The 15997-nt window shown below is 41.4% G+C and carries 13 protein-coding genes; 9 read left to right on the top strand and 4 right to left on the bottom strand.

Features of this window, described 5'->3' with window-relative positions; genetic code table 11:
- Positions 1-47 precede the first annotated feature (47 nt).
- Entirely contained in the window at positions 48-653 is a 606-nt protein-coding gene (locus tag HWQ37_RS04610) for a calcium-binding protein (RefSeq protein ID WP_292744380.1), read from the bottom strand.
- 677 nt (positions 654-1330) lie between these two features.
- On the opposite strand from HWQ37_RS04610, the gene HWQ37_RS04605 reads away from it, so the two are divergent.
- From HWQ37_RS04605 to HWQ37_RS04570, 8 genes are all read left to right on the top strand, one after another.
- On the top strand, positions 1331-1699 hold the full coding sequence (locus HWQ37_RS04605) for a TrkA C-terminal domain-containing protein (RefSeq protein WP_292744378.1): 369 nt from the start codon (positions 1331-1333) through the stop codon (positions 1697-1699).
- A 123-nt stretch (positions 1700-1822) separates the two neighbouring features.
- Positions 1823-2221 (top strand): hypothetical protein, encoded by a 399-nt coding sequence (locus HWQ37_RS04600; protein ID WP_292744377.1) that lies wholly within the window; start codon positions 1823-1825, stop codon positions 2219-2221.
- A gap of 52 nt (positions 2222-2273) precedes the next feature.
- Positions 2274-3974, top strand: a complete 1701-nt coding sequence (gene kdpA, locus HWQ37_RS04595) for a potassium-transporting ATPase subunit KdpA (protein ID WP_292744375.1) — start codon at positions 2274-2276, stop codon at positions 3972-3974.
- 38 nt (positions 3975-4012) lie between these two features.
- Complete coding sequence (locus HWQ37_RS04590) at positions 4013-4561, top strand: pentapeptide repeat-containing protein (protein ID WP_292744372.1); 549 nt, start codon at positions 4013-4015, stop codon at positions 4559-4561.
- Positions 4561-4815, top strand: a complete 255-nt coding sequence (locus HWQ37_RS04585; RefSeq protein ID WP_292744370.1) for a DUF7219 family protein — start codon at positions 4561-4563, stop codon at positions 4813-4815. The genes HWQ37_RS04590 and HWQ37_RS04585 overlap by 1 nt, the downstream gene beginning before the upstream one ends.
- Positions 4816-4913: 98 nt before the next feature.
- Positions 4914-6374 carry a hypothetical protein gene (locus tag HWQ37_RS04580; RefSeq protein ID WP_292744368.1) on the top strand — a complete coding sequence of 487 codons (1461 nt, stop codon included), beginning with the start codon at positions 4914-4916 and terminating at the stop codon, positions 6372-6374.
- 400 nt (positions 6375-6774) lie between these two features.
- A complete protein-coding gene (gene pabB / locus HWQ37_RS04575; protein ID WP_292744365.1) occupies positions 6775-8937 on the top strand; it encodes an aminodeoxychorismate synthase component I in 2163 nt (720 codons plus the stop codon).
- Between the two features lie 443 nt (positions 8938-9380).
- Entirely contained in the window at positions 9381-11138 is a 1758-nt protein-coding gene (locus HWQ37_RS04570) for an iron uptake porin (RefSeq protein ID WP_292744362.1), read from the top strand.
- 165 nt (positions 11139-11303) lie between these two features.
- On the opposite strand, the gene HWQ37_RS04565 is transcribed toward HWQ37_RS04570, so the two are convergent.
- The 3 genes from HWQ37_RS04565 to folK all read right to left on the bottom strand — a co-directional run bounded on the left by HWQ37_RS04565 (position 11304) and on the right by folK (position 13289).
- Positions 11304-12149 (bottom strand): ADP-ribosylglycohydrolase family protein, encoded by an 846-nt coding sequence (locus tag HWQ37_RS04565; RefSeq protein ID WP_292744360.1) that lies wholly within the window; start codon positions 12147-12149, stop codon positions 11304-11306.
- 7 nt (positions 12150-12156) lie between these two features.
- Entirely contained in the window at positions 12157-12705 is a 549-nt protein-coding gene (locus tag HWQ37_RS04560; protein WP_292744358.1) for an NUDIX hydrolase, read from the bottom strand.
- Between the two features lie 68 nt (positions 12706-12773).
- A complete protein-coding gene (folK, locus tag HWQ37_RS04555; RefSeq protein ID WP_292744355.1) occupies positions 12774-13289 on the bottom strand; it encodes a 2-amino-4-hydroxy-6-hydroxymethyldihydropteridine diphosphokinase in 516 nt (171 codons plus the stop codon).
- A gap of 360 nt (positions 13290-13649) precedes the next feature.
- On the opposite strand from folK, the gene HWQ37_RS04550 reads away from it, so the two are divergent.
- Positions 13650-15905 (top strand): transglycosylase domain-containing protein, encoded by a 2256-nt coding sequence (locus tag HWQ37_RS04550; protein WP_292744353.1) that lies wholly within the window; start codon positions 13650-13652, stop codon positions 15903-15905.
- Positions 15906-15997 lie beyond the last annotated feature (92 nt).

The raw sequence follows: 15997 nt of genomic DNA, 5'->3' as shown, positions 1-15997 counted from the left end.
AGCTATCAGTATTTTAGCGATCGCTCTTTGGGGAAAAACTTTTTGGTTTACTGATAGAGTTTATCGTTTTCCAAACCACCATCTAAGAGGTTTTTTCCAGAACCCTCAATTTGGAGGTAATCGTTACCCATATCGCCGTATAGGTTGTTATTTCCCTCCCCGCCGGCGAGGCTGTCATTACCCTCACCACCATACAGTTTGTCATTTCCAACTTCCCCAATGAGAATATCGTCTCCTTCAAAACCATAGAGGGTGTCATTACCATCTTTCCCAAGGAGGGTATTGTTGGCGATATTGCCTTTAATCAGATTATTTAATTCATTCCCATAGCCAAAAATAGGTGTCGTCCCAGTTAGGATCAGGTTTTCGATGTAGCTACCCAAGGTGTAGTTAACAGAAGACTTAACTGTATCAATACCACCCGCATCGCCACCGGAGCCGTTATCTTCACTAACAACATCGTCAGTGCTATCAACGATGTAAGTATCGTTACCCACTCCACCTTTCAATGTATCGTTACCAGTACCACCATCTAGTGTGTCGTTACCTGCTCCACCACTGAGGAAGTCATCGCCCTCGTAGCCATAAATGATATCACCGCTTATACCGCCGCTGAGGACATCATTAGCGTTAGTACCCTTGAAAGTTGCCATAAGTTCTACCTACCTAAATTAATTGTTTTGGAAAATTGAGATAATTAACCCGTCAGTATTGCTGCTTTCAGGCACAAAAAAAATTAGCCGAGATTTTTAAATCTAAGTATAATTTTTTACGTATTCTGTAAAGCTGTATTTTCAATATAATCAACTCCTTAAAAGCTTTACAAGCAGCAATCAGGAATCTGCTTACAGAGCAAGCTGAGTTAATTTAATCACTATAGTCTTCAGGAACTTAAGTGTCACTACTCGAACTATATTTTTTTTGACTTTGCCTTACTTGTATATTTATGTATTTTTAGATGTTAATACTGAGTGCTATTGAGTTAGATACGATATTGTTTTTACTGAGATAAGCGATCGCTATCCTTAAGGCAATGCTTGGTACAACTACACCTATGGACGGCTGATATCCTTGCTCTACAAGCTTTTAACACCAGGTATATGTATGGAGCGATGCCTTTTTAAAACCTGAGTCATACTTGTTGTAAAGCATTTTGATCGAATGATTAATTAGGGCTATATATCAAAAATATATCTCTAAATATATGCCGTTTTAACTAGTCAATAAATATATCTCTATATAATTCATATACTTTCAAAATATATCCGAGAAAAATCAAATTTTCTCTAAAGTATTGGACAATGTTATTAGAGCTAAATAAAAATATTTTGTGTTGAAAAGTAAAAAAGCTTTAGAACCAAGTCTATTTGGTGTTGTCATCGAAGATAATAGCGTTTACTGCGGCATTCATTTAACTGATATACAGTTACCGAATCAATGCGTTTTTCTCGGAGTTTTAAGAGAAACTCAAGTCATTTCCGCAACAGATAATCCTAGTATTTTCGCCGGAGATTACATTTTAGCAATAGCAACCAATCCCATCATGATTCCCGCTCTCAAAGTTACTCTGAAAAAAATCCATTCTGTTTATTATTCCCTCAACAGTTGCTTATTGGAAGCTCGACCAACAGACACTCAATCTGTTAATTCAGATAATTCAGAACTATCAAGTACTTTCAATTACACAACATATTATTAGACAGATGAACATTGACCAAAGAAAGGTAGAGGGAAGTTCGAGCTTCTGACAAGAGAAAGAAAATATGCCCCCTGCCCCGTTAACTGTATTTAATCTGAGTTCGACTAACTAAAGGTTTTTAATATGCATACTTCGGAGCTTTTCCGACTTTATGTATCCGCCGAAAAAAGTGTTCATCAGTCTACCCTGATTGAAGCTAACCTGGTGAAGGCAACCCATAGTGACACAAAACCACATAACGGAGATATCCCATTCGTAGCAGTGTTTTTGGCTCACATTTCCTTCATGCTTGTTTGGGCAATTGTCGTTTTTCTGGTTTCATCTGTCTGCAAGGCACTAGAAGATCCCCCAGAAAATGCGGCACAAGATAAAGACGAAATAGTAAACATCAAACATTTAGAACAACATAACTGTGAAAAATGCCAATTTTTCAACAATAACTATTTTTTAAAGTGTGCAGTACATCCTACCACTGCTCTAACAAAACAAGCGCTTAATTGCTCTGACTACAGCCCTAAATAGGTGAGTTTCTCGCTATGCTGATAGCGATCGCTTTATCCCATACTTGCCAATTATGATCCAAGGTTTTGTGCAAATATTCCTCACCCTATTCCTAGTTGTGGTGTCAGTCCCAATCTTAGGACACTACTTAGCTGAAGTATTTTTCATGCACAAAACTTGGCTCGATCCTGTGATGAACCCATTGGAGCGCTTAATTTATCTCCTGATAGATATTGAACCACAAAAGAGCATGACTGGCAGAGCTTATGCGATCGCTCTTTTACTCAGCAATACAGCAATGGCAATTGTCGCGTTCCTACTGCTGATGTTTCAGAGTTTACTACCGTTGAACCCCACCAATTTAGGAATGCCCACTTCGGACACAGCATTACACACCACCATTTCTTTTTTAGTTGCTGCTGATTTGCAACATTATCTGCCAGAAACCACAATGTCCTACCTGAGCCAAATAACAGCTTTGGGTTTCTTGATGTTTGTTGCACCTGCGACTGGATTAGCGGTGGGAATTGCTTTCATTCGCGGCTTAACAGGTAGGCCTTTGGGCAACTTTTATGTGGATTTGACTCGCTCGATGACGCGAGTATTGTTACCCTTGGCTATTGTCAGTACGGTGTTGTTGATGTTGGGAGGTGTACCCGAAACCCTTGCCGTCCCTGTAAATCTTACCACCTTAGAGGGAGCAACTCAGGCGATCGCTCGTGGCCCCATTGCCCACTTTGAAAGCATCAAAATGCTGGGTGAAAACGGTGGAGCCTTCTTTGGTGGCAACTCGGCTCATCCTTTTGAAAATCCCAATGGTGGCACGAATTTGCTGCAAGTGGTGTCAATGTTACTGATTCCCACAGCATTACTTTACACCTACGGTATCTTCATCGGTAACTTAAAACAGACTCGCCTATTATTTTGGATGGTATTCGCCATTTTTGTAATCTTAATTGGTGTGACTGCGATCGGTGAATATCAAGGCAATCCCGCCGTCAATGCCCTGTTGGGTAGTCAGCAGCCCAATTTGGAAGGTAAAGAAGTCCGGTTGGGCTGGGCAGAAACTGCCTTATTTGCCATTACCACAACAGCAACCATGACTGGTTCTGCTAACGGAATGTTCGACTCCCTGATGCCATCTGGTGGATTTTGTGCTTTGCTCAACCTGTTTTTGCAAGTAATCTGGGGAGCGATGGGTACTGGAACCGCTTCTTTGGTAGTGTATATGTTTTTGGCAGTGTTCCTGACTGGCTTAATTGTGGGACGAACCCCAGAGTTTTTGGGACGAAAAATCGAGAAACGAGAAATTACCCTCGCAAGCGTAATTATTCTGATCCACCCGGTATTAATTTTACTGCCCAGTGCTATTACCTTAGCTTTTCCTGACCAACTTGCAGGTATGAGCAATCCTGGATTTCATGGTTTTACCCAAGTGATTTATGAATATGCCTCCGCAGCTGCGGGTAACGGTTCCGGTTTTGAAGGTTTAGCAGACACCCAACCCGCCCCGACAGCCTTGTGGTGGAACTTGACAACAGCATTGACCCTCTGGATGGGACGGTTTATTCCGATTATTGCTTTGTTGTTGCTAGCAGATAGCCTGTCGTGCAAGCAACCCGTACCCACCTCAATCGCAACCCTAAATACAGATAACAAACTATTTACTAGCGTAACTGCTGCCACCATTTTAATTCTGGGAGCATTGACATTTTTTCCTGTTTTGGTTCTAGGGCCAGTTGCCGAAGCCTTCCAAATTGCCATAGGAAGATAATTTTTTAATTCTTCATTTTTAAACTTGAGTTTGTATTTATGAATCCCTTTTTCCGACTTTTGATTCTGATGGCGTTTCTTATTACCCCATCCTTAGTTTATCAAAGTAATAATTTGCTTCGAGAGCATTTTATTCAACAGCTTAAAGAAACCAGAAAATGTTTTGGTTGTAATTTATCGGAAGTTAATTTTTCGGGGGCAAACTTAGAAAGAATTGAGTTGCGATCGGCAAATCTTCAGAGAGCTAATCTTCAAAATGCTAATCTCCGTTATGCAAATTTGGAGTGGGCAGATATTCGGGAGGCAAATCTACAAGGAGCCGATCTAACTGGAGCCATCCTGAAGAATACATTACTAACTAATGCTGATTTACAAAAGGCAAATTTGTCAGCATCTAACATAGAAGGAACTGATTTGAGAAATGCCAATCTTAGTTATGCAAATCTTATCCAAGCTTCAAAAAATAACGACATCCAGGGACATAATTCTGTCACTCTCTGTAAAACAGTATTACCAAATGGGATTATATCAAGTCGCTGCAATCAACCAGCGAATAGCCAATCAGGTTTTTTATCAGGAGTAAATTAATGGTACAGCCTAATTATGAAGCTAAAAATCGCTTTCTTTATCCTTGCGATCGCTATCACGGTAAATTTCAACCAAATAACCTAGTATTTAATGCCAACCTCCAAGAATTTGCTCAAAGAGTTAGCTACATTGCTAATTTAGAAACTGCTGGGAAACTATCACCAGAAATAGCTTTTACTCAAATAGAAGCACTGTGGAAGCAGTTGGCTGATAGTAAAAATAAACTGGGAATTGGTAGCGACATCTCGGTTTAAATTACTTGAATAATCCTGATGTATCTGTAACAAGATTGATGCAGTGATTGTTAGATTGAGAACCTTTAAACAAAGTTTGAAAAACCCAAACAAATTTTATGAAACAAAAAGAAACAGTATTTGTTATTCCGACTCACCGACTGAGAGATGTAGCACAGACCATCGAAAAATATGATGAGAATTTCTGGGCGAATGGTCATGCTTTAAAAATTATCGTTTTTGACGATTCTAGCATTGCCAACCATGAGAAATATTATCCACTTTTAGAGCAGACTAAGACAGTCAATGACGTGTTTTATGTCGGTCCCCAACAGAAAGAGCAGTTTATTACATTTTTAAACGAAAGACTGCGCGATCGCAAGCTAGAATCACTGGTCAAAAACTTATTCCGACCTAGTTATGGAGGAAATCGCAACTTCACCCTGATGTATACCCTTGGTCATTTAATGGTTAGTGCAGATGACGATATGCGTCCAGATGCATTAATTGAAACTAGCCCAGAATCTTTATCAGGTGATGAAATCTGTCGAGGAAAATTAATCAAGTCCAACCAACAAGGCGGCTACATCCATAAATCTTTTGACTTACTCACAGCTTTTGGTGATGTTTTAGGTCAAAAAGCTAGCCATGTACCAGAAAATTTTGAGGCTGGAGAATTGGTTCTTGATACAGCAATGGATTTAGAAACGAACACAACTAAGGGTTACTTTCGAGAGAACAGCCTCTTATTGCAACCAGGGAGAGTATTAAATAATGCGATCGTTAAAATAGCCCAAACTTTTCGCACAGGAACCAATGATATCGATACACTTGATTTTATTCACATGTATCTCAATGATGAGAATCAAATTAGTCCAAATGACCTAAATGATTTTTATATTCTTACCAATTTTCGACCCGTTATTACTAACAAAAACTGGAGAATGGATTGTGGAGTCGCTGGATATGATAACCAGCTAGGTTTACCACCATTTTTTCCGACTCGACTCAGGTTTGAGGATTATATCTACAGGATTTGGATACAGCAAGAAGGGATTGCAGCTGCACACGTTGATGCTGTCCAAAACCATATTAGAAATAACTATATGCGTAATCCTTTAGCTAGTGAACTATTTAATGAAGAAATATGTAGCTTGCTGAAAAGGAAGATTAAAAGCAGTGTTTATCATCTTGATGATTTGGGAATCAAGTTTGATTACTCTGGCGAAGTCACTTTACAAGATTCTGAAGAAATCCTGGAAAAAATCTCTGCTATCCATAGACAGGTAGTCAAAGCTTCAATCTCTACCAATAATGAAGAACGTAAGCAGTCACTTGTATTATTTGCTGAGAATTTATCGAGAGTCTTTTATGGATTTGAACCAGACTTTTTTCAGCAAAATGTTTCTAGAATTATCGATGATGTTATTAGCCAATTTCACGGTTCTCTAGAAATATGGCCAACTTTAGTGGAAATCTGTTACTTTTACAAAGATAAAAAGGATTTACCACAAATTAGGGTGAAAAACAAGAAGGTAAAGTCTAGAAATGGGACAAAATCGAGTGAAATTATTGCATAAATGTGACCTTTGGTAAATTCGTGAATAATTGAGGGTTTGAGTTTAAACGCAAAGGAACGCTGAGGGAAGCGCAGAGGTACGCAAAGTTTGTTGGAGTCTATTCGCTACGAACTTAGGTAAAGCTGTACTTAGACATATTGTTTCAAGACTTAGGGAATTCTACGTGAGTGCTTTGTCCCATGCTGTCCACCCGACAAGATTAGATAATTTATTTTTTGGAAATCCCTTATGGTAGGATGTTTTACAGGCAGTAGTGACAAGCTTAACCAAAATCATGCAAAGTGCGTGACAACATAACTTATTAACAAATATAGAACCAAAAAATTTAAAGTAGCAGATAAATTATCTAAGTGCTATTCTAATTGCCAAAATGTTCTATACAGCCGTTAATTAAGTATGTATGCAAACATTAATTATTGATAACTATGACTCTTATACCTTTAATCTTTACCAGATGATTGCTGAGGTAAACGGGGAACTGCCTCTAGTAATTTATAACGATCGCCTTAACTGGGATGAATTGAAAGAAATTGCATTTGACAACATCGTGATTTCACCTGGCCCCGGTCGTCCTGAAAGATCGGCAGATTTTGGAGTCTGTCGGCAAATAATTGAGAATGTCAATGTGCCGTTGTTGGGAGTTTGTCTAGGGCATCAAGGACTTGGCTATCTACATGGTGCAAGAGTAATTCATGCACCAGAAGTCCGACACGGTAGACTTAGTAAGATTTATCACAATGATTCGGAATTATTTCAAGGTATTCCTAATCAGTTTTCTGTGGTGCGTTATCACTCATTATTAGTTGCTGATGAACTACCTGAATGTCTAGAAAAAATTGCTTGGACTGAAGAAGGATTGGTGATGGGATTGCGTCATCGTCATCTACCTTTTTGGGGTGTGCAGTTTCACCCAGAGTCTATCTGTACAGAATATGGGCAACAATTACTAGCAAACTTTCGAGATATGACGCTGAAATTTTCAGAGAAATCATCAAGAAGTCCAAAAAAGCAGTCTTGGATTGGATATGGATCTGTTACTCCTGTTATGAATAAACCCCGCGAAAAACAGCCTCAAAAGTTTGAATTGTATACGCGCAAGTTAGATATTTGCCCAAATACAGAACAAATATTTGTACAGCTGTTTGGGGATGCACCAAACGCTTTTTGGCTAGATAGCAGCCGTGTAGAACTCGGTCTATCTCGCTTCTCTTTTATGGGTGATGGAAGTGGGATAAACAGTTTATTGGTGCGATACCATACCCAAACGCAAGAAATTATAATCACACAGTCAAATACTGTGACTCGTCGCACCGAAAGTATTTTTGAGTATTTGAAGCGAGAAATCGATTGCCGATTTTGTCAATCTGATCAGTTACCTTTTGATTTTAACTGTGGATTTGTTGGCTATTTTGGCTATGAACTTAAAGCCGAGTGTGGATCGTCATTGGTGCATTCTTCATTATTACCTGATGCAATTTTCTTACTTGCCGATCGCATGATTGCAATCGATCATCAAGAACAGTGTCTTTATTTGCTGCAATTAATCAAAAAAGGACAAACAGAAGAGGTAGAAACTTGGTTTGATACTATCCAAGAACAACTCGAAACTCTAGAGCCTGTTTTTTCTCTTGTACTCCCAGAAAATTGTCAACCAGTTAAGTTCTGTTTGCGTCGCACTTACCAAAATTATATTCAAGATATTCAGCAATGCCTAAAGGAAATTCACGAAGGGGAAACTTATCAAGTTTGCCTGACAAATCAGCTTTACACCGATGCAACTCCTGACCCATTGACGTTCTATCGCACATTACGTAAAATCAATCCGGCTCCTTATTCTGCATTTTTGCGCTTTGGTGAAATTGCGATCGCTTGCTCATCTCCAGAACGGTTTCTACAGATCGATCGCCAAGGTTGGGTAGAAACTAAGCCTATTAAGGGAACCCTACCACGAGGAGAAACCCCCGAAGCCGATTTCGTCCTCCGTGAGAAGCTACGCAACAGCGAAAAAGATCGGGCTGAAAATCTAATGATTGTCGATCTCTTACGTAATGATTTGGGACGAGTCTGTGAAGTTGGTAGCATCCACGTACCAAAATTAATGGATGTGGAAACATACCCAACAGTACATCAATTGGTGACAACAATACGCGGGCGGTTACGTTCAGACTTGCAAGCGGTGGATTGCGTGCGGGCTGCATTTCCCGGAGGATCGATGACTGGTGCGCCCAAAATCCGCACCATGCAAATTATCGATCGCCTAGAACAAGAGGCGCGGGGAATCTATTCAGGTGCGATCGGTTTTTTGGGTTTAAATGGTTCAGCCGATTTGAATATTGTCATTCGGACTGCTGTTTTGACTCCCAATCAAACCTCCATTGGTATCGGTGGCGGAATTATAGCCCTTTCTGAGCCAGATATGGAGTTTCAAGAAACGCTGCTTAAAGCTAAAGCCTTAATTGACGCTCTGCTGCTGACGATGCACGGAACATCTACACCAGATATGTATCCCATTCTGGGATTAGAAACAACAACTGCTGATAGTTATGAAAAATTACCTGCCTAAATCAAGGGTTTAAATAATTCGTAATTCGTAATTCGTAATTCGTAATACTTCTCTACGAGAGGCTGCGCCAACGACAACTCTTGGAGACGCACTCGCGTTCGCTCAGTACAAGTTCGTAATTCGTAATGACGCTTCCTACCAGACGCTAAAAGCGTAGCTTGCAACTCTTACAGAGTACGCGCACTCTACCAAAAAGTAGGGTTAAAAACAAGAAGCTAAAGTCGATGTATAGCACAAAATCGCGCCGAATTAACTTATAAAGGCAACTTGTGGCAAATAAGTTATCTGCAAAACTTGACAATTCCCGATTTAGAAAAATTATCTTAGATATATAGCTTAGGTAACAGCAATCTGATAAGATTTCCAACAAGTAGAATAATCACTTGTTCTCTTTTTCTTGAACCAATTGATTTTGGTTATTTTTTGGGAAAGGAAAATAAAAAATGTCTCATCTATTGTGGAAAACTCTGGTACTAAGTCCAGTAGTTTTGGGAGTGACGGTATTAGTTTCCGCTAGGGCTATGGCTGCTGAATTAGCAAGTTCTTCTCAAGATACAAAGCCAAAAGCTTCTAATAGTTCAATATTTATTCAAACAGAGCAACCAAAAGTTAATCAGCAATTAGTTGCCCAAAAGACTGATGAAAATAAGGTTTTAGAAGACGTTAATCGCTACAGCAGCGAAGGCAAGAACCAGAATTCAGTGTCTCAAGTTACGTCAGTTTCTCAATTTTCTGATGTACAGCCAACTGATTGGGCATTCCAAGCTTTGCAATCCCTGGTTGAGCGCTACGGTTGTATTGCTGGATACCCGAATAGTACTTATCGTGGCAATCGCGCACTGACTCGTTATGAGTTTGCCGCAGGTTTGAATGCTTGTTTAGATCGAGTTAATGAACTGATTGCGACAGCAACTACTGACTTGGTGACAAAACAGGATTTAGCAACTCTCCAGCGTTTGCAAGAGGAATTCTCGGCAGAACTAGCAACTCTACGCGGTCGAGTCGATTCTGTAGAAGCCCGGACTGCTGAACTAGAAGCTAATCAGTTTTCCACTACTACAAAATTGGTGGGTGAAGCTATTTTTGCCGTTACTGATATTTTTGGCAATAATACTGGTGATGTGAATAATACTGTCTTCCAAGATAGGGTACGTTTAGACTTGCAAACCAGCTTTACGGGTAAAGACGTTTTACACACCCGTCTTGCAGCCGGGAATGCCCTAGCCTTTAATCAAGTAGGGAATGGTGGTGCTGCGCTCAATACTGCTGAAGGAACACAAACATTTCAACTCAACGGTGGAAGCAACAATAACAGTGTCAATATAGACTGGCTGGCTTATTACGTACCCATAGGCCCAGTTCAAGCTTACTTTGCGGCCAGTGGGGGTATTCATAGCGATTATGTTGCCACTAACAACCCTTACTTTGAGGATTTTGATGGTGGTAATGGGGCTTTGTCTACCTTTGCTTCTGAAAGTCCGATTTATCGGATTGGTGGTGGTGCAGGTGCTGCACTGACTTTACCCTTTAGTAGCGCTAGCAGTTTTTTCAAACCTTCATTGACTATAGGCTACTTGGCATCAAATGCTAATAATCCTGGGGCAAATCAAGGTTTGTTAGAGGGTAACTATGCAGCTCTTGGACAGTTGAACTTGAGTCTTGGCGATCGCTTATCTATCGGTGCTACCTACGTCCACGGTTATCATGGTGCTGGAGGTGGTAATTTATTTGATTTAGGTGGTGGTTTGGGTAGTACTAGCCGCGTCGTAGGTACTAATCAGGCTAACACCCTTAGTACTCTCAACGCATCTTCTAGTAATTCTTACGGTATAGAAGCAGCCTTCAAACCCAGCGACAAACTTTCAATTAGTGGCTTCGTTTCTTACCACGATGTCAGAGGCTTTGGTCTTGGTGATGATTATGAAGCTTGGAGTTACGGTCTTGGGGTAGCCTTACCTGACTTCGGTAAAAAGGGTAACGTATTGGGGATTTTTGCTGGTGCTGAACCCTATTCCTTTAACCGACCAGGTTTTGCTGGTACTGGTAATGATATACCTTATCACTTTGAAGGCTTTTACAAGTATCGCGTGTCAGATAACATCTCAATCACCCCTGGTGTAATCTGGTTGACCTCTCCTGGTCAAAACAGCAATAACGATGATGCAATTATCGGTACGCTGAGAACAACTTTCACCTTCTAAAGGTTTACAGCAATTTGCTTTAGGGATGCATAACTGCGTCCCTAAAGATTGTAGCCTGAGTAAAATGCGATCGCTAATTGAACGCCTTGCACGTAAATCTTTAAATAAAAAAATAAATTTTTTGTAGAGACGGCGATTTATCGCGTCTGTCATCATATATTAGATTTAGCTGATCTTTTTACCCACCAAACTCATTAACTGCTTATCCAACTTGATGAGGTAATCTCTACCGTAAGCTCCATTCTCTAAGCCTGTGACAAGATGATTAGGAATATCTTGTGTAATTTCTTCGCTACAAGAACCAGCAGCCAGTCCAATCGCAGCTACTGTATCCACATCCCCAGTAAAAGCAATACAATCTTGTAAAAGTTCGCTCATGCTGTCATTTCGCATCACCGCAGTAATCGCTGCTCTGACACTCATCCAGCCTTTAGACTTGACTTTACCTTCCCACGGTTTATTCCACTCTCCAGATACATAACCTTCCAGAAACTGTCCTAATTTACGTTTTGCTCCCAGTCGATAGATAAAATAATGCGAGATTAAGGCAGCCGCAACGGCAGCATTGATCCCATCGGGTGTATTGTGGGTAATTGCCGCTTGAATTGTTGCCGCCTCAATGACTTTTTCTGGTGTGGGATAGATACCAATGGGTGCTGCACGCATTGCTCCCCCGCTTTTGTCACTATCAGGGTTAATTTTCGTTAAAAACTCTTCCCCATCCTGAATTTCTAGTAGAAAATAGTAGAAGCTTCGAGAATAACCTTCTCTCTCATCGCGTTTGAAAGCTGTAACAAAACTATCAGCTAAAACTTCTGGTGTCCACGGCGCTTGAGCGACAATCACTTCCGCGATGGCAATGCTCATCTGAGTATCGTCAGTATAGCTGCCAGGATTGAGTCGAAAACGCGGATGTTCGACGTATCGACTCAAATCATTGTTAACGATCATTTCGTCTGCATATTCAAAACCTGCACCGTAGGCATCTGCAATCGCTAACTCTAACAGCATAAAGGTATTAACCTAAAAACGGACGCGCCAGAAAAAAGCTAGAAACTGATTTAGCATCTACCGGCTCTCCCTCCAGAATAGCTTTTTCTAACTCTTCAGGAGTCATAAACACAGTTTCGATATCCTCGTCTCCATCTTGTGGTGGTGGTGTCTCCAGCTTTTCTAAATCTCGCGCCAGAAAAGCATAGATAATTTCATCGGAATAGCCAGGAGCTAGGAAAAATTCGCCTAATTTGTCCCATTTTTGGGCACTATAGCCAGTTTCTTCGGCAATTTCACGCTGTATTGTTTCTAAAGGTTCTTCATTTGCTTCCACAGTTCCCGCCGGAAATTCTAATATCCGTCCCTGAATTGCAAAACGATACTGGCGCACCAGTATAAGTTTGCCCTCTGGTGTCACCGGCACAGCGAGGGCACCACCAGGGTGACGAATACATTCCCATTCTCCTTCTGATTTATTGGGCAAACGCAAGCGATTAACCTCAAAATCAAACTTGCGTCCTTTATAAAACAGGCGTTGTCTTAGCAGTTGTGGTAATTCTCTACCTAATGGCATAGTAAAATCTGATTATCTGTGAATACAGAGGCAAAATCAGTGTTCTTCTACTTTTAAGGATGGTATTTTTAATTGCCCATCCATAAATGTACACCTGAACAGTCTACCTCCTTCAGCAGTTCTTTAATAACACACCCAGAAACTGGTTCTACCCAATCTGGGGCAATTTCTGCCAGTGGTACTAACACAAAAGCCCGATCCCGCATTCGGGGATGGGGAATCTGGAGATTTGGTGTATCTAGGATAATGTCATCATATAACAACAAATCCAAATCTAGGATTCGTGGCCCCCAGCGTTCTTGACGCACACGCCCAAATTGTTGTTCAACTCCTAACAAAATTTCTAATAACTGCTGGGGTAATATTTTTACCTGTAATGTGGCGCAGCCATTTAGGTAATCTGGCTGTGGTGGTCCGATCGCTTTGGTTTGATACCAATTGGATCTGGCTTCTAAAAGAATACCTGGCGTTTGGGCTAAAGTCTCTATAGCTGCTTCTAAAATTGCCTGTGAATCGCCAATATTACTACCAAGGGCAAGGGCGCTTCGTCTTAGCTCTCCTTCGTCGTAGCCCGATGTAGGCATGATACTCTCCTTAAGATAGCTTTTACAGCTTGCAAAAGAAAACTGCTGTATATTCCCAGTATTTATCAAAATTAAAGCTTTTTTACAAAACTAAATTCACCAAATTTAAAAAACATTATCTTAATGGTGAATTTAGTTAATTATTTATAGGATATTATACTAAACACAATGGTAATTAGATAACCCCAAAGTTGATTGATGGTGGTTATACAATTACTACTTTGAGCGAGGAACTGACGTGGGGAAGCTTACCTCCTGGTTCAAGCGAAGACCAACTAATTTGAGTGACTCTGGACAAGGAGGAACGAATGAGAGCTTACCACCAGCATATCTGGCGCAGACGAGGCAGTTACTGAGCAAATGAAAATTTTACCATCTAAGATGAGGGTCAATCGAGCAACAGGCGCTAGACCACTCTATCGCCGCATCTGGTTTTGGGCGGGTTTGGGTGTTGGTGGTGGGATAATTGCCTCGATCTACGGCGTTAGTTTAATAGATCGGACTTTGCCAAATCAGTCCGAGTTGAATGCTGTACTTAGAGAGCAAACACTGACGATTAAAGCTGCTGATGGCAGCATATTACAACAACAAGGTGAAGCGACCAGAGAACAGTTAAAGCTAGAACAGATACCAGATAATTTAAAAAAAGCTTTCATCGCCTCAGAAGATCGAAGATTTAGGCAACACAACGGAGTCGATCCGCAAGGGATTGTCAGAGCGGGTTTGAGTAATTTGCGATCGCAAGGTGTGGTAGAAGGTGGTAGCACCATCACCCAACAGCTAACGCGGATTCTGTTTTTGAAACAAGAGCAGACAATCTGGCGCAAACTCAAGGAAGTCCGCCTAGCCCAAAAAATGGAGCAAGAATTAACCAAAGATCAGATTCTAGAGCGTTACCTGAATTTGGTTTATTTGGGATCTGGAGCTTATGGTGTAGCAGATGCCGCCTGGGTATATTTTAGTAAGTCGCCAGATCAACTTTCCCTCGCGGAAATGGCAACAATTGCTGGATTAGCCCCGGCTCCGAGCTTGTACGCCCCAGATAAAAATCCCGAAGCTGCAAAACGGCGGCGAGACTTGGTATTACTACGGATGCAGGAAGATAAAGTAATTACACCAGAGCAAAGACAGGCAGCCATTCAGGAACCATTAACCCTCAAAAGCAGTTTACCCAAACGAGTCCAAGTAGAATCACCCTACTTTACCAGCTACATCCAAAAAGAATTACCCAAGTATGTCTCTGCTAATGTGCTAAAAAGTGGAGGTTTAGTAGTAGAAACCACGCTCAACCCAAGTTGGCAGAAAGTCGCAGAAGAGGCAGTTGCAAAAACATTGCGAAATCAAGGACGCTGGGAAAACTTTAAACAAGCAGCAATGGTAGCCATAGACCCCCGAAACGGTGAAATTAAGGCAATGGTAGGGGGAAAAGACTTTGGTAAAAACCAGTTTAATCGAGTTACCCAGGCACAACGGCAGCCAGGATCGACATTTAAAGGGTTTGTATATGCCACTGCGATCGCTACCGGCAAAAGCCCTTACGATAGCTACGAAGATGCGCCCTTTGTCGTAGACGGCTATGAACCGAAAAACTATAGTGAAAACTTCCACGGTTCAATGAATATCCGAGATGCTCTCACCCGCTCTGTTAATATTGTTGCGGTTAAGGTGTTGATTGATGTGGGATTTACCCCAACGATTAAACTTGCCCATGATATGGGGATAAAATCTGAACTCAAGCCCACCTACTCCTTGGCTCTTGGCTCAAATGAAGTCAATCTCCTAGAGTTGACCAGCGCTTATGGCAGTTTTGCGACTCAGGGATTGCACGCAGAACCTCATGGTATTACCCGCATCCTCAACCGCCAAGGCAAAGTTATCTGGTCAGCTAATTTTAAATCAAAACGCGCCCTTGACGCTGACAGTGCCGCCATCATGACTTGGATGCTACGCAACGTCGTTGAAGCGGGAACTGGTGGTGCTGCCCAATTAGATAATAGACCAGTTGCAGGTAAAACCGGCACCTCCGACGAAGCCCGCGATTTATGGTTTATTGGTTACATTCCCCAGATGGTGACAGGGGTATGGCTAGGTAATGATGATAACCACCCCACTTATGGCAGTAGTAGTAGTGCCGCTTACACCTGGCACGAATTTATGGCAAAAGCGGTAGCGGGGATGCCCATAGAAAAGTTTCCCAAACGACCCAAGTTAGACGGTCGCAAAGGCACCATCAAAGCCCAGTCCATCAAGCCCAAACAAGTGCTGAATCGTTCTATTGCCTCTAATGATGATGACTCAGAAGGGGAAAGTGCGAGAAATTCTGAAGATAGTGGTTCATCTCAAAGACGTAGAAGCAGAAGAAGATATTCTCAAGAAGAACAGCAATCAAGTGATTCTACCCCAAGACGGAGAAGGCGCGATCGCAGTGAATCAAGTTCTAATAACTCTTCTGAAGAATCATCTACTTCACGGCGGCGCTCTAGAAGAGTAGAATCTGATTCACCCCCGCCTCGAAGAAGTCGGCAAGAGTCATCCCCTGCAAATAGTTCAGGTTCTTCAGGTTCTTCACCGTCACAACCATCCTGGCGGGATAGACTTAGACCTCCTAAAGACTAATGAGTGCTGAGTGCTGAGTGCTGAGTTAGGAGTGGTGAGTTAAGAGTTAGGAGTTAGGAGTCTTGTTTATCTCCTTGTCTCCCTTATCTCCC

It is taken from the genome of Nostoc sp. NMS4, assembly GCF_017115095.1.
In the GTDB taxonomy this organism is placed as follows: Bacteria; Cyanobacteriota; Cyanobacteriia; order Cyanobacteriales; family Nostocaceae; genus Nostoc.
The sequence above is the reverse complement of the archived record's forward strand: the minus strand, read 5'-3'. Positions and strand labels throughout refer to the sequence as shown.